We start from the raw sequence: 21403 nt of genomic DNA, 5'->3' as shown, positions 1-21403 counted from the left end.
TCCACGGCGAAGTCCCCATGCCCGAACAACGCTGAATCTCTGACGCGGACACGGTCAACAGGACCGATCCACCTCATTGTGTTAGCCGTTGTTAGACCTCTTCGAAGCGCTGCCTCCGGGCGGCGCTTCTCTTTTCCCGTCATTGGCAGGACGCCAGGAACTCAGACCGACAGGACGCAACAGGAGAACCCATGTCTCAGCGATACAGCGACGTTCCGAACCGCCCGCGCAGGCAGTGCCCCGGGTGCCTCCGGACCCTCGTCGTGAACGGCGACAACTTCCACGTCGACAGCCTGTGTGCTGACGGCTTCACCCGGAAGTGCGCCGACTGCCGGAACGAGGCGGAGCGTATCCGCTACAGCCTGGAGGCCCCGGAGCGCGCCAGGCGTGTGCGTGAGCGCCGCGCGGAACGGCGGACGTACTTCGAGCAGACAGGCCGTTACGAGGCTGCCTGACGACCCCACACAGAGCTTTCATCCCACGGGCCTTTGCCGACACGGCGAGGCCCGTTTCCCGTGCTCAATGAGAAGCCCACATGTCCCGACGGAAGGCGACGCCTGCAAACGCGTGGCACGTCGTACCCCAGATCAAACAGGCGGAGGAGGCATTGACGCAGACGGCAAGTCGTCTGAAGGCGCTGCCCGTCGCCCCGTCACCCGAGGCTGCGCGTTCCGCGGTGCTAGGCGCTGCTGTAGCGGCCCTGCGGAGTGACGGAGTGCCGATCCCTGCCGACATCGGTCAGCAGGCCGTAGACGCCTACACAGCGGCTCTCGGCCCCGCCTCGGAGCGTGAGGCGCTGACGACGGCCGTGGCTTCGCTGAAGCGCCACGTCGGCTACCTGCGCACCGTGCACACAGAGCCCGTGCTGACCGGCCTGGCGTCGCAGTTGAACGCGCTCATGGACGAGGTGCGCACCATCGTCGCCACTCACGGCCGGCTCGTCGACGGTGAATCGGCCATCGACGCCGGCACCGAAGCCGTGGAGGCGTTCACTCGGCTCCGGGCCATGGTGCGCGAGGTGGACGCCCTGCGCGCCACGCAGCGCGAGGTACTCCGTGACGTCGTCGACGCGGGTGTTCTGAACACCATCTACAAGTCGGGTCAGGATCAGTTCACCGACGTGAGCCGCTTCCCGCTCCCCGCGGACATCAAGCGAGTCATCACCGGGACGCGCCGCCGCTCCCCCGCCTTCCTGATCTATGCCGCAGAGTCCGGCCGGCACTGGGTCCCGACGTCCGTCGACGAACTGACCGCCGAAGCGAGCGGCGCAGTCGACATCGGGAGCGCCGACGACGGCTCTTCCGCCAGCAGCTTCAACCACTGACCCCCGAGAGGTAATCACCCCATGCAGCTGATCACTGAGTACGCCACCCCTTCCGAACTGTCCGGCTACGCCCGCGCGGCGATCCGGGACCGGGAGGAGAACGCATTCACCCTGTCTCGCTGGCTCCCCAGCGACACCATCGAAGACCTGGAGTACCGATTCGAGACCGGTGGAGGCGGGCTGACGGAAGCCGCCAACTACCGTGCCTACGATGCGAGTTCAGACATCGGGGTACGGGAGGGCGGCGCGCGCTCCAGCGGCGAACTGCCGCCCATCAGCCGCAAGATGCCCGTGTCGGAGTACGAGCAGCTTCGGATGCGAAACACGGGCACCATGCATGCCGACATTCAGGACAAGATCTTCGGTGACACGGAGATCCTCGTGCGTGCCATCGCCGCCCGCGTCGAACTGGCCAGGGGCGAGGCGCTGTTCACCGGCTCCGTCACCCTGAACGAGAACAACGTCTTCGGCGCCGTGAACTTCGGACGGCTGTCGGCGCACACGACTGCTACCGAGATCGCCTGGACCGACACCGAGACGTCGACTCCGTTCGACGACCTTCAGGCGTGGGCAGACCTCATGGTCGACAACACCGGCAGCGCGCCGAAGTGGGCACTCATGCCGTCCCGCATCGCGCGTGCCCTGCGCTCGAACGCTCAGCTCTGCCGCATGTCGACGACCGACTACAACGCGCCGTCGGTGCTGTCGTTGGAGGAGCTGAACACGCTCCTGGCGAAGCACGAGCTGCCGCAGGTGACCACCTATGACGCTCGCGTCGTCTTCCAGGGCACCGCGCAGCGCATCACGCCGGCGGATCAGATCGCCCTTCTCCCCAACCCGGGTGACGAGCTGGGCAAGACCCTGTGGGGCGTGCCTGTGGAGGCGAACGACGAGCGTTACGGGCTCTCCGCGGGGGATCAGGGCGGCGCGTACGTCGGCAACTACAAGTCGGAGGACCCCCAGACCGTGTGGACCCGCGCGACTGCCATCGTGCTGCCGGTCGTGGCGAACCCGAACCTCAGCCTGACGGCCAAGGTGACCGGCATCTGACGCTCGGGGCTCCGTGAGGTGACTTGCGGAGCCCCGCCACCCGCACGAAAGAGAGGACCCCATGGCAATCGGTGGAGCAAGAGGCCCCAAGCCTCAGCCGCACAAGCCGCGCAGTCGGCACCGCACCGACGAGGCGTCGGAGTGGACGTACCTTCCGCCTGGAGGATGCACCGATCCCGTGCCCGACCTGCCAAGGGGGCGAGCCTGGAGTGATCACGAGATAGAGCGCTGGCGGGAGCTATGGAGTTCCCCGGTCGCGGAAGCGTGGGACGAGCAGATGTCAGGGCTCGTTGCGGCGTATGTGATCGCAGTGTCAGCCACGCTGACAGGGCGCATCTCTGCTCAACTCGTGGGTGAAACACGGCAGTTGGCTAATGACCTACTGCTGACACCCGGCGCTATGGCGCGCGCCCACTACCGCATCGGGGAGCCGCCCAGTGGTGGCCCCGTAGCTGCGGTGCACAGCCTGCGTGTGAGCGCATGAGCAGTCGACGAGCAGCACGCGCACAGCGTGAGGCGGACGAGGCGCAGGCGGTGGACACACACACGGATGATGTGTCGCCCTACTCGTGCCCGCCCGAGCTACGCAGGTGCGTCGTCTGGCAGTGGCTAGAGCCTGGCGAGAGCGCCGACGTCGAAGCACACGGGATGAACTCACTGCTTGTCATCCGCGCTTGGCGACGCTGGCAGGAAGCGCGTCAGGCGTACGCCGGCGAGGTGGGCCAGTCAGTGGCGCAGGCGTGCGGTCCGATGAGTCGGCCGACGCTCGGTTGATCTTCACAACGCTCTGACCTGGGACGATCTCATGATCACCCCAGGGGGGTGTACTCGGACCGGAATCCTTCCGGGCCGTTAAGGTGCTGGGCCTCGCTCCGAATCTGGGACGCAGTTTCCCTGCGAGAGGCCCCGAAGAGGCCCCTTGAGGCATCTGGGTGCCCCCTGGGGCCTCTCTCGCCAGCCGGACGCGACGGATCATGGGCGGTCGATGATCAAGGGTCCTGCACAGATCGTTCGCAGTAAGTGTGACAGCAAATCGTAAACCCGCACTTGAAAGTGGTTGTAGCCGTAACCAGCAAACGTTCTGCTTAATCCCTGGAGGAGCCCCATGCAGAATCCCGCGTACACCGTCTGCCGTCGCAACGGCTGCACCCTGCCGCGTGCTCGGAGGATCCAGCCCGACGGACAGAGCCGGCTCAATTCCCACTGCACGCAAGCATGTGTGGTCTGGGACCAGCGCGCCAAGCGCGCTCTTCAGGCGGGGGACGCCGACGAGGCGAACGAACTGCTGCGGCTCGCAGTCAAGTTGGACGCCCGTACACACCCGGGTCAGACGGTCGTCGGCATCTTCGCTGATACCCGCAGGAAGGCCGCCTAACGGCCCGCGGAAGAGCTGGACGACCACAACCCCATAGACCACGCGAGAGGCCCTGGAGCAAGCGCTCTGGGGCCTCTTGGCATACCTGGAGGACGAATGAGCGCCACCGAAGACAACATCTGCGCACGGGGCGGCTGCCATTTCCATGTGGCGTTGGTTCTCGTCGCCGGCATGGCCCTTCCGACCACCCACTGTGGTGACGCCTGTGCCGACTACGAGTGGCTCCGCAGGGGCCTGGACGCCATGGAGCCCACGCCCGACGTCGCGGCCCTGTACACCAACCTGCGCGGCGTCGCTGACATCCTGGACGCCCGCACCGATCCAACGGAGATCGGGGCGTTGATCGATGCCTGACCTGGACATCGTCGGCAGTGCTGCTGTCGACGTCGTACCGATCATCCCGCAGTTCCACACCAAGCTGAAAGCCCTTGTCCTTCCCGCGGCTGACCGTGTCGGCGAAGAGGCCGGCAAGCGCATGGGGGAGGCGATCAGCAAGAACATCGTCATCGCCATCCCGAACGCCATCAACCAGGGTGGCAAGGCTGGTGTCCGCGCTGCCGGCAAGCAGGGTGACGATGCGGGTGGAGCGTTCGCCAAGTCGATTCGACGCAAGCTCACTGTCGCGTTCAAGGCAATGCCGAAACTGGACGTCCGGCTGGGTGACGAAGGTGTTGACGCCGAACTCGCGCGCATCCGGTCGAAGCTGGAGACGCTGAGCAACAAGCGTATCGGCATCGACGTCTCGGCGGAGGCAGCAGAGGCGGAGATCACGCGCCTGGAGGCCAAGCTTCGCGAACTGGGCGCTCAGCACCCGAACGTTGCTGTCCGCGCTGACACCCGCACCGCTCGTGCGGCCCTTGCGGAGATCCGGGCGGAGATCGCCGCTATCGGCGACCGCAAGACGGTCTCCCTGGAGGTCGACGGAGCGTTCGGTGCCAAGCTCCGCACCGTCGTGGCCGAAGCTCAGGCGTCCCTTCCGGACATCAACGTTGATGCGGACACGAGCCCGGCCCGCGCCGAGATCCAGGGCCTGCGTGCTCGGCTTGAGGCCCTCTCAGACGCGCGCATTGGTATCGACATCGATGCGGGCGAGGCCCTCGCAGAGATCACGGCGATTCAGACCCGCCTCGGGATCCTGAGCATGCAGCGCACGGACATCGACGTCCGTGTTGATGCTGCCGCAGCCTTGACGCAGCTGGCCGCAGTACGCGCGATGGCGGGCGACGAGACGAAGCACGTGAAGGTGGACACGTCGGGGGCAGCCAACGCCCTGATGCATCTCGGTATCCAGATTGCCATCCTGGCCGCCATCCCTGTCGCTCCGCCGCTTCTGGCCGGCCTCGGGGCCATCGCCGCCATGGCAACCGCCGCGGGTGCGGGGGTCGGCGCTCTCGCGCTGGCAGCCATTCCCGCGATCAAGGGCGTAACCGACGCCATCAAGGCCAAGAAGACTGCGGAGGACGACGCCAACAAGGCCACGGACAACGGCGCCAAGACCGCCGTCCAGGCCGCCCAGCGCGCGCTTCAGATGACGAGTGCACAGTCTGCACTCTCGTCCGCCTACCGCAACGCTGCCCGCTCTATCGCCTCCGCCAACCGCGCCATCGCTGACGCCGAGCGAGCCGTCGGTGACGCCGTGGAGCGAGCAGCCGATCAGCGTCGGCAGGCCGCGCAGACGATCGCTCGCGCACAGGAAGCCCTGGTAGCCGCTCACCGCAAGGTCCGCGACGCCCAGGAGGCACTGACAGCTACGAACGTCAGCGCCAAGCAGGCCGAGCAGGATCTCGCGGACGCTCGCAAGGACGCCGCGAAGCAGCTGGAGAGCATTCAGGACCGTCTCAAGGACGGCGCCCTGGACCAGCGTGAGGCGACACTCCGAGTCCAGCAGGCCCAGCAGGAACTGACCGAGACCCTGGCCAGCTTCGAGATCGGCAAGGCCACTCAGCTCCAGGTCGACGCCGCGCAACTCGCCTTCGACAGGGCCAAGCAGAACGCCGCGGAGCAGAAAAAGGACTACAAGGATCTCACGAAGGAGGCAGCCAGACAGGCTGTCGCCGGCGTGGAGGGCTCCGACGCTGTCATCGCGGCTCAGAAGCGGCTGGCCGACGCTCAGAAGGCCGTGAAGAATCAGACGCAGGCCGTCGCGGACGCACAGGATGATGTCCGGAAGCAGGCGAAGGCCGTTGCCGACGCCCAGTCCGACGCCGCTCGCGCGCAGGTCCGGGCAGCCCGGGACGTGTCCGACGCGCAGCGGGGTGTCTCCGACGCCATGCAGTCCGCGGCCGACGCACAGGTTTCCGCTGCTGAGTCGATCGCCTCCGCTGAACGAGGGGTCGAGTCCGCTCGCCTCTCCGGCATCGACACCACGTCGAAGGCGATCACCAAGACCGACGAGTACCAGAAGGCACTTGCGAAGCTGAGCGCCCCCCAGCGCGACCTGTTCGACGCCATCGCCGGCCCCCACGGGCTGAAGAAGGCTTTCGACGACTGGCAGAAGACGCTACAGCCCGATGTCCTGCCGATTTTCACCCGCGGAGTGAACTCCGCAAAGGGCGCGCTCCCTGGTCTGACTCCGCTTGTGCTTGGCGCAGCTGCGGGGATTCAGACCCTGTGGGACAAGGCGTCAGCTCAGATGAAGACGCCGTTCTGGGTGGGCTTCAAGGCCGACATCAAGGAGAACGTCGAACCAGCCGTTGTCGGTCTCGGAACGGCGTTTGGCAACGTCATCAAGGGCGTTGCGGGAATGATCGATGCCTTCCTTCCGCACATGGACGGCATTGTCACCCACTCGGACCGCATCACGGGACGTTTCGCCAAGTGGGGCAGCTCGCTGAAGGGCTCCCCGGACTTCGAGAAATTCCTCCAGTACGTCAAGGACACATCGCCCGGTCTGGCATCGTTCATAGGTGACGTTCTGCGCGCGGCGCTGGACCTGACGAAGGCTGTCGCGCCGTTGTCGCAGACGATGTTCAAGGTTCTGAAGCCCTTGCTGGACGGAATCTCCTGGATAGCGGTGCACTGCCCCGAGGCCGTTCAGGCGCTCTGGCTGCTGTGGACCGCCACGAAGGCCGTCAAACTGATGATGGTCGGATTTGGCGCCATCATGGTGGCCTACCGAGCCGGAATAGTGCTGGCCACGCTGATAACCGGCGGGTGGACGGCGGCACTCTGGCAGGCCAACCTTGCTTTCGAGGCGAACCCTATTGTCGCGCTCGTAACGATCATCGTCATTGCACTGGCGGCACTGGCGGCGGGGATCTACTACGCCTACAACCACTGGAAGTGGTTTCACGACGCCGTTGACGGCGCACTTCACGGAATCGCAATCGCCGCTACGTGGCTCTGGGGAACCATCCTGGAACCCATCTTCTCTGGTATCTGGAGTGGTCTGAAGACCGTAGGCGACTTTACGATTTGGCTATGGGACAAGGCCTTTGGTCCGGCCTTCAAGCTCATCGGAGCAGCCGCAAAGATCCTGTTCACGGTGCTTGTCGTGGCGATGCTCATTCCGGCAGCTGTGGCCTTCAAAGCACTCGGTGCGGCTGGGAAATTGGTGTGGGAGAAGATCCTCAGCCCAATCTTCTCGGCCATGGGGGCGGGGGTAACCCTGCTATGGGTCAAGGCAATCAAGCCCGCGATGGCAAACGCCAAAGCAGCGTTTGAGGTCGTCGGCCAGGTCATCAAGCTGCTGTGGTCCAAGACGGTTCAGCCGGTTTTCGACTGGATCGGCAGCAAGGCGAAGTGGCTGTACGAAAAGGGCATCAAGCCGCACATGGACGACATCCGCACGATGATGGATCTCGTCGTACTCGGATTCAAGAACGCCCGGAAAGGCATCAAGACGGAGTGGGGCCAGTTGCGGGAAATCGCGAAGGGTCCTGTCGCTTTCGTCGTCAATACCGTCTACAACAAGGGATTGGTTCCGCTCTGGAATGGTGTAGCGAAGGTCACAGGGGCCAAGCGGCTGGATCCCATCAAGGGCTTCGCGACCGGCGGAATTATCCCGGGCTACACTCCGGGTTTTGACAACAGCGTAATTGCCGTTGGTGGCGGTGAGGCTGTGATGCGTCCTGAGTGGACGCGTGCAGTTGGCGCAGACAAGATCAACTCTTGGAACGCTACGGCTCGTTCAGGTGGCGTTGGGGGCGTTCAGCGGGCAATCGCGGACGGAATGCCGGCGTTCAAGGACGGCGGAATCGTCGGGAAGACCGTTGGGTGGTTCAAGGATCGCGGGAAGGACGTTGGCGACGTCATCAGCGGCGTTGCGGACTACGTGAATCCGGCGAAGCTCTTCGACAAGGCGAAGAGTGCCATTGCCGACCAGATGAAGCCGATGCTGACGAACCCCTGGGCTAAGGCCGTCGGCAAGATGCCCGGCGTCATGCTGGACGGCCTCAAGGACAAGGCCCTTTCCCTCTTCGACCTCTTCGGCGGCGGGGGAGGCAACGGCCAGTGGATCAAGCCGGTAAACGTCCCCTACGGGACGCGCTTCGGCAAGTCCGGTTCGCTGTGGTCTTCCGGGCATCACACCGGGCTCGACTTCCCGGCCTCCGTCGGCACCGCCATCAAGGCCGTGGCTGATGGCGTTGTCTCGCAGTCGACGTCCGGCGGCCCCTACGGTAACCACGGGATGATCAGCCATGGTGGGGGTCTCTCGTCGCTGTACGCGCACATGAGCAAGATCCTGATGCACGCCGGCGACAACGTGAAGCAGGGCCAGGTCATCGGCCGTGTGGGCGCGACGGGCAACGTCACTGGGCCTCACCTCCACCTGGAGGCACGGACCGGTGGCCGCACCGTCGACCCGATGCCCTACATCACTGGAGGTGGCCGTGGCGGCGACGGTGGCTCCGGCGTCCAGCGCTGGCGCGGAGTGGTCAACCAGGCATTGCGCCTGACGGGCAACCCCAGCTCCTACGCGAACGTGACGCTGGCTCGCATGCAGCAGGAGTCGGGCGGCAACCCCCGCGCGGTCAACAACTGGGACAGCAACGCGAGGTCGGGCTACCCGAGCACCGGTTTGATGCAGGTCATCCGGCCGACGTTCCAGTCTTACGCGGGCTCCATGCTGAAGAAGGGGCCGTTCCTGAACGGGGTCAGCATCGACCCGTTGGCGAACGTCTACTCCTCCATGCGCTACGCGAAGGCTGCCTACGGCAACATCGCCAAGGCGTACGGGCGGCCAGGAGGCTACGCCAACGGCGGCTACCCGCCCGTCGGTCAGTTCTCCATGGTCGGTGAGAACGGGCCGGAACTGGCGTACTTCAGCTCCCCAGCGCAGGTCATCAGCAACACGGACACGCGCTCGATGTTCCGTGAGGCCGCAGGCCAGAAGGCTAGAGCAGCCGCTCCCAACATCATCGTGGAGAACCACACGTGGGTTGGGGACCGGGAAATCACGGACATCGTCGATCACCGCATAACGGTCCGAGACGCTGACACCGGTCTCGCGATCGAGACTGGCCGGTACATCTAACACGCACACGAGTCGCTCTCCCGCCATGGAAGAGCGGCACGCACGCATTCCCTCATCCGCCCCCGGAGCGCGCCGACATGGCGCCTCCAGGGGCTCCCCAGACCCGCGAAAGAGGACAGCCATGCTTGGACAGTCCGCGAAGAACCAGAACCACTCCTGCCCGCAGTGCGGTGCAGAGGTACAGCAGACGCCGGGAGCAGGCCGCCCGAAGGTCTTCTGCAAGCCGTCACACGGCCGGTCCTGGCGCGCACGCGTGCGATCCGCCGGCTGGCCGGTCTGACGTCAGGCAGCTTCAAGTACGGCCCGCACCTCCGGCACGTCGCGGAAGTGCTCAAGCCGTGCCCGGATCACCCGTACGCGTTCCGCGGTCCGCTCGCTGGCGACGTCGGCCGACAGGCTGACAACCCTCCCCGCGACTGCCGCAGCCTCCTCTGGCTCGTTCGCGTCTGCGAGAGCCACCACAAGCCACGACGCGTAGAGCGCCACTTCGCGGGTGTGGGTGGCGGAGTAGCCCGCCAGCACGTCACGCAGCAGGGGGACGGCGCGCAGAGGCTTGCGCAGCTCTGTGTAGACGCGTGACTCCATAACCTCCAGTTCCCCCGCGTCGACCCAATACAGGTAGTCGGGGGATTCAACGCCTGGAGTGTCCGCGGCCAGTGCCTCGCCGGCGTCTCCCAGAGCGCGGATCGCGGCCCGTCCATCTCCGGCCTGCGTCTGGGCCCACGCCACCCGATCCAGGTACAGGGCGCGTGCCTTTGGCGGCGCGTCTGACGCCTCGTCGACAGCAGCACACGCGAGGCTGACGCCCTCTTCAGTGCGGCCGGTGTTGCTGTACTGGTAGGCCAGCGAGCCCGCCAGATTGCCCGTCAACGTAGTGTCCTCCGCCTGACGGGAGGCGCTGATCCCAAGCCGGTAGATGTGCTCTGCCTCGTCGTGCTGTCCGGCGTCGCTGGCGATCCATGCCGCGATCTGGGACAGCTCCCCGATCTGTTGGAGGAGTGCCCGCCCGACGTCGTCTGAGTGGGTAGCGCTCCGGTAGAGGCGGACCGCGGACCGAAGTTCCCGCAGCGCCGGCCTGATCAGGTCCCCACCCGCAATGACGTCGTCGGCCAGGCGCAAGCCGTGCACCCGCTGATGAAGGTCTGCAACGTCAGCCGCACCGACACGGCGGGGACGGTCCGCAAGCTTGGCAAGCGGGTTGTCTGCGGGTAGGTAGTCCGCCAGCGACGGGGGCGGAAGATCGGAAGCGGGGCTACGTGCGGTGAGATCTGCAACGCTCACGCCCAACGCCTTTGCGATGAACGGCATCCACTCACGAGGCTTGCGCTTGCCAGTCTCGTACCGACTGATTTCCTGCCGGCCAATCGGATCATCAGAGATTCCCGCTGCCTGGCACGTGCGGCGCGCCAAATCAGCCTGCGACCAATTCCGCTGACCGCGCAGGCGTTTGATGTTGGCCCCAATGCTCTCGTCCACACACCCATTGTGGCCGACACCGGGCCGACAGGTGGCCACTAGTTCCCGACTTCATCAGGGGGAATGCTGAGGCACCACTCACGGCGGAGGTGCAGCGATGGACAACACAGTGATGCGGGGACCGGTCTTCCTGACGGATCCCCTGACGGCACCGGAGCCGGTCCCGAACTACGGCTGCGACGTCTGCGCGGTGCTGGGCCGGCAGCGGGAGGCGGCACGCACCAGCGGGGACCCGTCGGCCGTCTCGGACTGCAACGTGGAGATCCGTCAGCACCCGCACGGGGGGCGTCGATGAGCACCCGCACGCTGTTCCGAAGCGTCTCGCACACGATCGCTCCGCACCCCGATACCGAGATCACGTACGAGGCGGACTGTCTCGGCTGCCAGTGGAGCGCCGAGCCGTCCACCGACGCCGCAGCCGTCGACGTGGAGTGCCTGAGCCACGCCGGCCGGAGCAACCACCGAGGATTCCGCCGGATCGTGACGGGCTTCGCGTTCGTCGTCCGCGACGGAGAAGACTCCGTGCCTACGCCCAGGGTGTCCCCCACGCCTGCTGACGGCTAGGTACGGTCGCGCCCCCGATGGGCGCGGAAAGAGGAGGTGGGGCCGACCTCACCCGGCGGCTCCGCCTCCTCCCACAGACCCGCGCGCCAGGGGCGTCACCTCCAGCGCGCGGAGAGCGGCAGGGGAGAGGTTGGCATACCACCCCCTGCCGCTCGCTGAGCCCTCGTTCTTCAGGGGATGGAACCCTGGAGGGCGGGGGCTCTCTCGTGCTGCGGAATCTATGTGCTCCAACACTTGCTATCGAGGGGGAGTGGGACGAGGTCATGGACGTCGTCAAGCGCGCCGTCGAGGCCGTCGAGGCGCGGGCCGGGCGGGTCTCGCTCGTCCTGAAGGCCGACATCCGCCCCGGGGTGACCGACGGCCTCACCTCCAAGGTCGAGACGGTCGAGCGCCACCTGGCCGGCTGACACCGAAGCCTCCTGGCCGAGCGGCAGGTTAGGGTAACCTAACTTCATGCTGGCTACTGTCCCGGGCCGCGAGCGCGGCGAGCCGCCCCCGGCGGCCGCACTCCGATGGGCGGCGCCGTCCGCGGGCGGCGCCCAGGTGTCCGCTCCCTACCTGCTCACCACCGCCGTCCTCGACGGGTCCCCGGCGGTACCGGTCGCCGCCGGGGTGCACACCCACTCCGACGGGCTCCTGGTCTGGCCGCGGCGCGGTTCGCTGACGCTGCGCACCCGAAACGCCGTCCGCCGGCTCGTACCGGGGCAGGGCGTCTGGCTGCCGCCCGGCACCCCGCACGACTCCTCGGCCGATCCGGGCGGCGTGAGCTGCTACACCTACGTGACCAGTGCGGCGATTCCGCCGCACTGGTCCGCCCTGCGCCCGCTCCGGGTGCGGCGCGCCCTCCAGGAGATGCTGCTCCACCTCGACGCGACCTCGATGCCCGACGATCTCCGGCTGCGGACCCAGCGCGTCGTCCTCGACCTCCTGGAGGAGGACCCGCATCCCGCCATCGACGTCCCCGTCCCCGAGGACGAGCGGATCCGCGCCCTGGCCGACGACGTCATGCGCGATCCGGAGAGCGAACTCTCGCTGGAGGCGTGGGCGGCGCGGCACGCGCTGAGCGTGCGGACCGTCACCCGGGCGTTCGGCCGTGACGTCGGCATGTCCTTCGCACGGTGGCGTTCGCTGGTGCGGATGTCCGCGGCGACGATGCTGCTGGCGCAGGGCCGTCCGGTCAGCCTGGTCGCGCACCGCTGCGGCTACTCCACGACGAGCGCGTTCTCCGCCGCCTTCCGCCGGGTCACCGGAGCCAGCCCGACCGAGTACCTGCGCGAACAGGCGGAGCCGGTACCGGCCGACCGCTGAGCGCCCCGCTGTCTGTCCGGTCGTCGATCCGATACGTCGCCGATCCGACATGTGGCCGAATCTCGACACATCCTGGCCAGTACGCGCCCCCTGTGGGCCGCCCGGCTCCTTAGCGTTCACTTAGGTGAGGGTTACCTAAGTTGAAGTGCGGGTCCGGTCGCGTACGCGCCGTCCCGCCGCGGCCGCCCTCCCCGTACATCCGCCGTCGCTCCACCGCGACGTGCGCAGATCCGAGGAGAAGCATGTCCATATCCATCCCGGCCAGACGCGGACCGGGCGCCGTGGCGCGCCTCCTGGCGCTGACGCTGGCGGCCGTCGTGGTGCTGACGGGCTGCGGCAGCGGCAGCTCGGAGCCGGACACGGCGAAGGCGAAGGCCGGTGCCGGGCAGGGCGCGTTCCCCGTGAGCATCAAGCACGGCCACGGGACCACGACGATCAAGGCGAAGCCCAAGCGGGTCGTGGCGGTCAGCTGGATGTCGCTCGACGTGGTCGCGGCGCTGGGCACGGTCCCGGTCGGCGTCGACAAGCAGTGGGGCGGCGACAAGCAGGGCTACACCCCGTGGTTCCGCAGCACGGTCGAGAAGCTCGGCGGTCCGCTCCCCGAGACGCTGAACTACGGCGACGCCGGCGAGATCGACTTCGAGCAGATCCTCTCGCTGAAGCCGGACCTCATCGTCGGCCTGTACTCCGGCATCACGGACGTCGACTACAAGCGCCTCTCCGAGATCGCCCCCACCCTCCCGTACCTGAACAAGCCCTGGGACGGCGGGACCTGGCAGGAGATGACCCGCACCATCGCCAAGGCGATGGGCGAGACGGAGAAGGCCGAGAGCCTCGTCACCGACGTCCAGGGCCGGCTGACCGCGGTGACCGACGCGCACCCGGAGTTCAAGGGCAAGACCTTCACCTACGGAGTCGCCCTCACCCCCGGCTCGACGGAGCTCGGCCTGTACCTCAACTACGACGCCCGGGTCAGGCTGCTGACCGAGATGGGCTTCGAGAACACCCCGTCGATGAAGTCGATCGCGTCCACCGCCAAGGGCACCAACTGGTACGGCGGAGTCAGCCTGGAGAAGCTCGACACGATCGAGGCCGACCTCTTCGTCGGCTGGGCCAACGGCTCCGACGAGGTCCCCTACACCCTCAAGGACCCGCTCTTCTCGCGCTGGAAGCCGATCGCCGCGAAGAACTACGCGTTCGTGCAGGACCCGGCGATGGGCATGGCCACCAGCGGGCCGTCGGTGCTCTCCATCCCCTGGGCGTTGAAGCGCTACGTCCCGATGCTCGCCGACGCCGTCGCGGGCAAGGGCAGCACCGGCGCGGACTCCTGACCGCCGTCCGCCGCTCCCCCAGGTGACGCCCTCTCCCAAGGACAACCATGACGACCGCCCCACCCACGGGTGACCTCACCACCGGTACGGAGCGCGATGCGCCGGACCCGCGCCACGGCGCGGGTCCGGCCCGGCGCACCCGGTACCGCCCGCTGATCCTGCTGACCGCGCTCGCGCTGCTGCTCGTCGTCGCCGTCCTCAGCGTGATGGTCGGCGCCCGCCCCATCGCCCCCGGCACGGTGTGGGACGCGCTGTTCCACTTCGACAACTCCGACGAGCACGTGATGGTGCGCGAACTGCGCGTGCCGCGCACCGTGACCGGGCTGGTCGTCGGCGCGGCCCTCGGCCTCAGCGGCGCGCTGATCCAGGCGTTCACCCGTAACCCGCTGGCCGACCCCGGCATCCTCGGCGTGAACGCCGGCGCGAGCCTCGCGGTGACCTTCGCCGTCGCCGTCCTCGGGTACACCGGAGCCGGCCAGTTCATCTGGTTCGCCCTCGCGGGCGCCTTCGGACTCACCGTGCTCGTCTACACGCTCGGCTCCATCGGCGCCGACCGGGGCAGCCCGGTGAAACTCACCCTCGCGGGCGTCGCGTTCACCGCCGTGTGCGGCGGCCTCACCTCCGCCATGGCCCTCAAGAACACGACCACGTTCGACGTCATGCGGTTCTGGGGCGTCGGCTCCATCGGCGGCCGGTCGCTCGACATCCTCCCCGTCGCCCTGCCGCTGATCGGCGCCGGGATCGTCCTCGGGCTGTGCGGCGCGGGCTCGCTCAACACCCTGGCGCTGGGCGACGACCTCGCCCGGTCGCTGGGCACCCGCCTCACCCTGACCCGGCTGGTCCTGGTCCTCGCCGTCACCCTGCTGGCCGGGACCTCCGTCGCCGTCGCCGGTCCGATCTCGTTCGTCGGGCTGATGGTGCCCCATGTCGTCCGCTGGTTCACGGGACCCGACCAGCGCTGGATCCTGCCCGTCACGATCGTCGTCGCGCCCGCCTTCCTGCTGGCCGCCGACATCATCGGGCGCGTGGTCCTGCCCTCCGGCGAGATGCGGGTCGGGCTCGTCACCGCGCTCGTCGGCGCACCCGTCCTCGTCGCGCTCGTCCGCCGCCGGAAGGTGAGCACCCTGTGACCACCGCACCCACCAAACACCCCGCACCGGACCGGGTCGACTTCGGACGGACCGTCTGGGCCTGGCGGCGGACCGGCATGGCCCTGCGCGTCGAGCGGCGGACCGTCCTCGTCTGCGCCGCCCTGGCCCTCACCGTCGCCGCCCTCGGCGTCCTCACCCTCGGCACCGGGTCCATCCGGCTCACCCCGGCGCAGGTGCTGTCCGCCCTGTTCGACCCGGACGCCGACCCCCGGGACCGGCTGGTGGTCGTGACCTGGCGGCTGCCCAGGCTGCTGTTCGCGCTTCTCTGCGGAGCGGCGCTCGCCATCAGCGGCGCGCTCTTCCAGTCGCTCACCAGGAACCCGCTCGGCTCGCCCGACGTGATCGGCTTCGCCTCCGGCTCGTACGCGGGGGCGAGCGTCGTGATGCTCCTGCTCGGCACCGCCAACTACCTCGCGGTCGCCACGGGTTCACTGATCGGCGGGGCCCTGACCGCGCTCCTGGTGTATCTGCTGGCCTACCGCAAGGGACTGGCCCCCTTCCGCCTCATCATCGTGGGGATCGCCGTCGGCGCCTTCCTCAGCTCCCTCACCTCGATGCTGCTGCTCTCCGTCAACCCGCAGCAGGCGATGCTGGCGGCGACCTGGGGCGCGGGTTCCCTCAGCGGCCTCGGCTTCGAGCAACTGCGCCCGACAGCGGTCGTCTTCGTCGTCCTGCTGATCTGCGCGGCGGCCGTGGCACGGCCCCTGGTCCATCTGGAGCTGGGCGACGACGCGGCCGTGGCCCTCGGGGTCGGCGCGCAGCGCGCACGGCTCGCGGCCACGCTCGTCGGCGTCGCGCTCACCGCGCTCGTGACCGCGGCCGTCGGCCCGATCTCGTTCATCGCGCTCGCCGCACCGCAGATCGCCCAGCGGCTGACGCGCGGCTCCACCACGGTACGGATCGTGCCGGCCGCGCTGACCGGCGCCGCGGTCCTGGTCGGCGCCGACTTCATCGCCCAGCGCGTCGACCTGCCCGTGGGCGTCGTCACGGTGTCCGTCGGCGGGGCCTACCTGGCCTGGCTGCTCGCCCGCCAGTACGGGGGGCGGCGCGCATGACCGCCCCGGCCCCGCCGCCCCTGCCGCCCCGAGCCCGCCCCGCCGTCCTCGCCCATCCGCCAGGAGTACCCGTGACCATCACGACGCAGCGCACCCGGACCCCGGACCCGGCACGGCTGGAGGTGCTCGACGCGTCCATCGGCTACGGCCGGCGGCCCGTCTCCGAGCACCTCGACGTGCGCATCCCGGACCAGTCGTTCACCGTCATCATCGGCCCCAACGCCTGCGGCAAGTCGACCCTGCTGCGCGCCGTGTCCCGGCTGCTGAGGCCCAGCGCGGGCAAGGTCGTCCTGGACGGCCGGTCCATCGCGGAGTACGGCTCCAGGGAAGTGGCACGGACGCTCGGACTGCTGCCGCAGTCCTCGGTGGCGCCCGACGGGATCACCGTCGCCGACCTGGTCGCCCGCGGCCGCCACCCGCACCAGAAGCTGATGCGCCAGTGGACCCGGCAGGACGAACAGGCCGTCCTGGACGCCATGGCGGCCACCTCCGTCACGGAACTGTCCGGCAGACCGGTGGACGAACTCTCCGGCGGCCAGCGCCAACGCGTCTGGGTGGCGATGGTCCTCGCCCAGCAGACCCCGATCCTGCTGCTCGACGAACCGACCACCTTCCTCGACATCGCCCACCAGATCGACCTGCTGGAGCTGTTCACCGATCTGCACCGCGCCGGGCACACCCTCGTCGCCGTACTCCACGACCTCAACCACGCGGCCCGCTACGCGACCCACCTCATCGCCATGCGCGACGGCCGGGTCGTCGCCGAGGGCACCCCGCGGGAGGTCGTGACCGCCGCCCTGGTGGAGGAGGTGTTCGACCTGCCCTGCCAGGTCGTCCCCGACCCCGTCACCGGCACCCCCATGGTCATCCCGCTGGCCCGGCAGCGGGACGACCGGTGAACGGCATCACCGCCGCGCGCACCGGCGTACCCGGGCCGAACTCCGTCCCGGCCCTCTTCCGGGTCGCGCTCCTGCGCGACGGGCGCGGCCGCCGGCTCGCCCTCACCACCCTCGCGTTCATGGTCCATCAGCTGTGCGAGGCGCTGGTGCCGATCCTCATCGGCGTGGTCATCGACCGGGCACTGGCCCCGCAGGACCGCACCGCCCTGCTCTGGTGGCTCGGCGTGCTCGGCGTGGTCTTCGTCGTGCTGTCCCTGTCGTACCAGCGGGCCTCGACGGCCATGGTGGACGTCTACGGCCACGGCGAGCACGAGCTGCGGCAACGGGTGATGGCCCGGCTGCTGCACCCGCGCTCGCTGCGCCGCCGACCCGGCCCCGGAGAGGCGCTCTCCCTGGTCTCATCCGACACCTACCGCGTCGCCGGGGTCTCCTGGAGCGTCGTGCAGCAGGCCTCCACCGTCACCGCGATCCTCACCGCGTCGACGGCACTGCTCGTGATCTCGGTGCCCCTGGGCCTCGGCGTCATCGCCGGCACGGTCCTGGTGCTCGTCGTGATGCGCCGGGTCTCGATGCCGCTGGAGGCACGCGGACTGGCCGAGCAGAGTTCGGCGGCACGGGCCGGCGAGGTGGCCACCGACATGATCACCGGACTCCGCGTGGTCATCGGCATGAACGCCCGCTCCGAGGCCGCCCGCCGCTACCGCGCCGCGAGCGGCGAATCGAGGCGCGCCGCCGTGGCCACCTCGCGCTCGGTCCTGGCCTACGGCAGTCTCAGCCTGCTGCTGTCGGGGGTGTTCCTCGCCGTGCTCTCGACGGCGTCGGGCTACCTCGCCCTGGACGGCACCATCACCGTCGGCCAACTCGTCACCGTCCTCGGACTCGCCCAGTTCCTCCAGGGCTCGCTGACCCATGTCGGTACGTTCGCCTCCAACTGGTTCCACAAGCGTGCCTCCGCCCGGCGGCTGGGCGATCTGCTGGACGAACCGCCGCTGATCGCCGCCGCCGGGGCCGCCCCCACGGTCACCGCCGCCCCCGGCGCCCGCGCGCTGCGGTGGCATCCGCCCGAGCACGGCGAACCCCTCGACCTGCGGCCCGGCGAACTCCTCGGCGTCGTACCCCGCCATCCCGGGCACGCGCGGGAGCTCAGCGACCGGCTCGGCTACCGCGTCCCGCTCCGCCGCGGCGAACTCCTGCTCGACGGAGTCGACGCCGTCGACCTCGGCCCCGACCCGGTGCGCGCCCGGATCGCGGCCCCGCCCCACCACGGCGCGGTGTTCTCCGGCACCCTGCGCTCCAACCTCACCCCCACGGGCGGCGAGAGCGACCCGGCCGTGCTCGCGGCCGCGATGCTCGACGACGTACTCGAACGGGTCGGGGGAGACCAGGCAGAGGTCGGCGAGCACGGCCGCAGGCTCTCCGGCGGCCAGCGCCAGCGCCTGCTGCTCGCCCGCGCGCTGCACACCGAGGCCGACCTCGTCGTCCTCGACGAACCCACCACCGCGGTCGACCCGGTGACCGAGCAGCGCATCGCCGAGGGGCTGCGCCGCCTGCCCTCCACCACGCTCCTGATCACCACCAGCCGCATCCTGCTCTCCGCCTGCGACCGGGTCGTCGACCTCGGCGGCGACCGCCCCGAACCGAACGGAACGACCAGGTGACCCCCGCGCACGGCACCCTGCCCATCGCCGGCCCCCGCCGCACCCGCGAGGAGATCGTCCGCCGGCTCGGCGCACACCGCGGCCGGCTCGCCCTCTCGCTGCTCACCCTGCTCGGCGGTACGGCCGTCACGCTGGCGACGCCCCCGCTCCTCGGCGGCATCGTGGACGCCGTCGCGGACCGGGACGGGCAGGGCCGCATCACGGTGCTCGGCGCCGTCCTCGTCCTCGTCGCCGTCGCCGGGGCCGCACTCGCCCACGCCGGCGGCCGGATGCTGGTCGTCCTCGTCCAAGGGGTCCTCGCCGCCCTGCGCGAGGACGTGTTCGAGACCGCGGTCCACCTCCCGGCGAGCACGCTGGAGTCCTCGGACAGTTCCGATGTCGTCTCCCGGGTGACCCGCGACGTCGAGGCGATCTCAGAAGCGGCCTCCGACGTGCTCCCCGATGTCACCAACGCGAGCTTCACGATCGGCCTGAGCCTGGTGGGCCTCGCGGTCCTCGACATCCGCCTGGCCCTCGCCGGCCTGATCTGCCTGCCCGTCCACGTCCTCGCCACCCGGCAGTTCCTCGCCCGCTCGCACGTCGTGTACGGGGACATCCGCCGGCTGGAGTCCGCCCGGGGCCAGTCCGTCATCGAGGCGGTGCACGGCGCGGAGACGATCCGTACGTACCGCTCGCAGGACCGGCACCTCGGCGAGCTGGCCGCACACAGCGAACTGGCCATCGCACGGCAGCGCGACGGCGTCCGGCTGCGCAACCGGTTCACCGGCCTGCTCAACGCGGCGGAGTTCCTGGGCCTCGCCGCCGTGCTCGTCACGGGCTTCGCGCTCCTCGGCTCCGGCGCCGTCTCGGTGGGCGCCGCCACGGCCGCGGCCCTCTACTTCCACCGCCTCTTCGGCCCGGTCGGGGCGCTGCTGGGGAGCCTGGACGACATCCAGCGGGCGACGGCGGGGCTGTCCCGGCTCGTCGGCATCACCGACCTGGGCCGCGACAGCGACGGCGACAGCGGGTCCGGGCACGAGCGGCCCGCCCCGGCGGACACGCGCCACCGCCCGGCGATCGAGGTGAAGGGCGTCTCGTTCTCGTACGACGGGACCCGCGACGCCCTGCGCGAGGTCTCGCTCCACGTGCCCCCGGGGACGAGCCTCGCGCTCGTCGGCGCCAGCGGCTCCGGCAAGAGCACCCTGGCCCATCTGATCGCGGGCCTGGGCGAACCGGACCGCGGAGAGGTCACCACCCCGGCGGCGGAGGACGGCCGGGCCCCGACCCGGTACCTGGTCACCCAGGAGATCCACCTGTTCGGCGGCACCCTGGCGGACAACCTGAGGATCGCCCGGCCCACCGCCACCGACGACGAACTCCGCCGGGGCCTGCGCGAGGCCGGGGCCGACTGGGCGCTGGGGACCGGGGCGGGGCTCGACACCGTCCTCGGCCCCGGCGGCACCCCCGTCGACGACGGATCGGTCCAGCACCTCGCGCTGGCCCGCGCGCTGATCGCCGACCCGGACGTCGTCGTCCTCGACGAGGCGACCGCTCAGTCCGGTCAGCAGACCCGGGGCGTCCTGCGGACGGCCCTCGAACGCGTCACCCGCGGGCGCACCAGTGTGATCGTGGCGCACCGCCTGGAACAGGCACGCGACGCGGACCGCGTCCTCATCCTCCGGCACGGCGAGGTCGCCGAGCAGGGCACCCACGACGAACTGCTGGCCGCCGGGGGCGAGTACGCCGCCCTCTGGCAGGCGTACACCGGCACCGGCACCGTCCCCCACCCCACCCCGCCCCCGATCCCGCACCCCGTCCCGCACCCCGTCCCGCACACGAAGGAGCAGCACTCATGACCATTCACCGCGCCGTGGTGGCCCGCGTCCGGCCGCTCACCACGACCATGGCCCGCATCACGTTCCACGGCGAGGGCCTCGCCGCGTTCACGTCCACGGGGGTCGGCGACGAGTACGTCCGGCTGTTCTTCCCCCACGGCCCCGACCGCACCGACGTCTCCCTGCCCGACGCGACGGACAACGGCGGCTGGCGTACCCCTGAAGGGCGGCCCGAGGCCCCCGTACGCACGTACACCGTCCGGTCCGCCCGCCCGGACGCCGGTGAGATCGACATCGACTTCGTGCTCCACGGCCACGGGACGGCCTCCGGCTGGGCCGCCGCCGCCCGCCCCGGCGACGTCATCGGCCTCAACTCCCCGACCGGCCTCTACAGCCCCCCGGCCGACCTCGTCCGGCAGGTGCTGGTCTCCGACCTGAGCGGTCTGCCCGCCGTCGGGCGCCTCATCGAGAACACCCCGGACCACGTCATGACCCGGGCCGTCCTGGAGGTTCCCGACGCGTCCGGCGTCCAGCCGCTCCCGGACCGGCCCGGCGTCCGGGCGACCTGGACCCACGGCGGCAACGGCCACGGCCCCAGCCGGCTGGCCGAACTGGTCGAGGCCGCGGTCCCGCCCGGCACGGACCTGACCGGCGGTTACGTATGGGTTGCGGGCCGGACGGACGCCCTGCGCGCGGTACGCCGCTATCTGCGCAGGGAGCTGAAGCTGCCCACGGAGCGCTTCAAGGTCGTCGGGTACTGGATGCCGGACGGCGAGTCCTGGACCCGGCGCTACGAAGCACTGCCCGCCGCCGTACGGTCGGAACTGGACGGGATGTGGCACAACCCGGCCGACGAGCCCGAGGACCTCGCCCTCCGGTACGAGGACCGGCTCAGCACGCTCGGTCTGTGACACCTGGAGGC

17 protein-coding genes and 1 pseudogene are annotated in these 21403 nt (G+C 69.4%); 17 read left to right on the top strand and 1 reads right to left on the bottom strand.

Annotated features, from left to right (window positions below):
- The first annotated feature begins 191 nt into the window (after positions 1–191).
- From ACIO3R_RS35860 to ACIO3R_RS35835, 6 genes are all read left to right on the top strand, one after another.
- Positions 192–455: a hypothetical protein gene (locus ACIO3R_RS35860; RefSeq protein WP_402111205.1), complete on the top strand. Its 264-nt coding sequence runs from the start codon at positions 192–194 to the stop codon at positions 453–455.
- A 260-nt stretch (positions 456–715) separates the two neighbouring features.
- The gene (locus ACIO3R_RS35855) at positions 716–1324 is read left to right on the top strand and encodes a hypothetical protein (RefSeq protein WP_402111203.1); all 609 of its coding nucleotides are present in this window, start codon (positions 716–718) and stop codon (positions 1322–1324) included.
- Positions 1325–1345: 21 nt separating this feature from the next.
- The gene (locus tag ACIO3R_RS35850; RefSeq protein WP_402111201.1) at positions 1346–2374 is read left to right on the top strand and encodes a major capsid protein; all 1029 of its coding nucleotides are present in this window, start codon (positions 1346–1348) and stop codon (positions 2372–2374) included.
- Between the two features lie 1105 nt (positions 2375–3479).
- Positions 3480–3749, top strand: a complete 270-nt coding sequence (locus ACIO3R_RS35845; RefSeq protein ID WP_402111200.1) for a hypothetical protein — start codon at positions 3480–3482, stop codon at positions 3747–3749.
- A 96-nt stretch (positions 3750–3845) separates the two neighbouring features.
- Entirely contained in the window at positions 3846–4103 is a 258-nt protein-coding gene (locus tag ACIO3R_RS35840; protein WP_402111198.1) for a hypothetical protein, read from the top strand.
- Positions 4096–9225, top strand: a complete 5130-nt coding sequence (locus ACIO3R_RS35835; protein ID WP_402111196.1) for a peptidoglycan DD-metalloendopeptidase family protein — start codon at positions 4096–4098, stop codon at positions 9223–9225. Before ACIO3R_RS35840 ends, ACIO3R_RS35835 begins: the two co-directional genes overlap by 8 nt.
- A gap of 282 nt (positions 9226–9507) precedes the next feature.
- Here ACIO3R_RS35835 and ACIO3R_RS35830 read toward each other — a convergent pair whose 3' ends face one another.
- Complete coding sequence (locus ACIO3R_RS35830) at positions 9508–10701, bottom strand: helix-turn-helix transcriptional regulator (RefSeq protein ID WP_402111194.1); 1194 nt, start codon at positions 10699–10701, stop codon at positions 9508–9510.
- 97 nt (positions 10702–10798) lie between these two features.
- Here ACIO3R_RS35830 and ACIO3R_RS35825 point away from each other — a divergent pair, with 97 nt between their 5' ends.
- The 11 genes and pseudogenes from ACIO3R_RS35825 to ACIO3R_RS35775 all read left to right on the top strand — a co-directional run bounded on the left by ACIO3R_RS35825 (position 10799) and on the right by ACIO3R_RS35775 (position 21392).
- Positions 10799–10996: a hypothetical protein gene (locus ACIO3R_RS35825; RefSeq protein WP_402111192.1), complete on the top strand. Its 198-nt coding sequence runs from the start codon at positions 10799–10801 to the stop codon at positions 10994–10996.
- Positions 10993–11265 carry a hypothetical protein gene (locus tag ACIO3R_RS35820; protein WP_402111190.1) on the top strand — a complete coding sequence of 91 codons (273 nt, stop codon included), beginning with the start codon at positions 10993–10995 and terminating at the stop codon, positions 11263–11265. The genes ACIO3R_RS35825 and ACIO3R_RS35820 overlap by 4 nt, the downstream gene beginning before the upstream one ends.
- Positions 11266–11501: 236 nt before the next feature.
- A pseudogene (locus tag ACIO3R_RS35815) lies at positions 11502–11672 on the top strand (MTH1187 family thiamine-binding protein); the annotation flags it as partial.
- Between the two features lie 46 nt (positions 11673–11718).
- Positions 11719–12573: a helix-turn-helix domain-containing protein gene (locus ACIO3R_RS35810; protein WP_402111188.1), complete on the top strand. Its 855-nt coding sequence runs from the start codon at positions 11719–11721 to the stop codon at positions 12571–12573.
- A 242-nt stretch (positions 12574–12815) separates the two neighbouring features.
- Positions 12816–13904, top strand: coding sequence for an iron-siderophore ABC transporter substrate-binding protein (locus tag ACIO3R_RS35805; protein ID WP_402111186.1), 1089 nt, complete (start codon positions 12816–12818; stop codon positions 13902–13904).
- A 47-nt stretch (positions 13905–13951) separates the two neighbouring features.
- Positions 13952–15034 carry a FecCD family ABC transporter permease gene (locus tag ACIO3R_RS35800; protein WP_402111184.1) on the top strand — a complete coding sequence of 361 codons (1083 nt, stop codon included), beginning with the start codon at positions 13952–13954 and terminating at the stop codon, positions 15032–15034.
- 77 nt (positions 15035–15111) lie between these two features.
- The gene (locus ACIO3R_RS35795; RefSeq protein ID WP_385037848.1) at positions 15112–16110 is read left to right on the top strand and encodes a FecCD family ABC transporter permease; all 999 of its coding nucleotides are present in this window, start codon (positions 15112–15114) and stop codon (positions 16108–16110) included.
- Positions 16111–16181: 71 nt separating this feature from the next.
- Positions 16182–17009, top strand: coding sequence for an ABC transporter ATP-binding protein (locus ACIO3R_RS35790; RefSeq protein ID WP_385037803.1), 828 nt, complete (start codon positions 16182–16184; stop codon positions 17007–17009).
- A complete protein-coding gene (locus tag ACIO3R_RS35785; RefSeq protein WP_402111182.1) occupies positions 17006–18667 on the top strand; it encodes an ABC transporter transmembrane domain-containing protein in 1662 nt (553 codons plus the stop codon). The genes ACIO3R_RS35790 and ACIO3R_RS35785 overlap by 4 nt, the downstream gene beginning before the upstream one ends.
- On the top strand, positions 18664–20502 hold the full coding sequence (locus ACIO3R_RS35780) for an ABC transporter ATP-binding protein (protein ID WP_402111181.1): 1839 nt from the start codon (positions 18664–18666) through the stop codon (positions 20500–20502). The genes ACIO3R_RS35785 and ACIO3R_RS35780 overlap by 4 nt, the downstream gene beginning before the upstream one ends.
- A complete protein-coding gene (locus ACIO3R_RS35775) occupies positions 20499–21392 on the top strand; it encodes a siderophore-interacting protein (RefSeq protein ID WP_402111179.1) in 894 nt (297 codons plus the stop codon). Before ACIO3R_RS35780 ends, ACIO3R_RS35775 begins: the two co-directional genes overlap by 4 nt.
- Positions 21393–21403 lie beyond the last annotated feature (11 nt).

This window comes from Streptomyces sp. NPDC087428 (assembly GCF_044744085.1).
GTDB lineage: Bacteria > Actinomycetota > Actinomycetes > Streptomycetales > Streptomycetaceae > Streptomyces.
The sequence above is the reverse complement of the archived record's forward strand: the minus strand, read 5'-3'. Positions and strand labels throughout refer to the sequence as shown.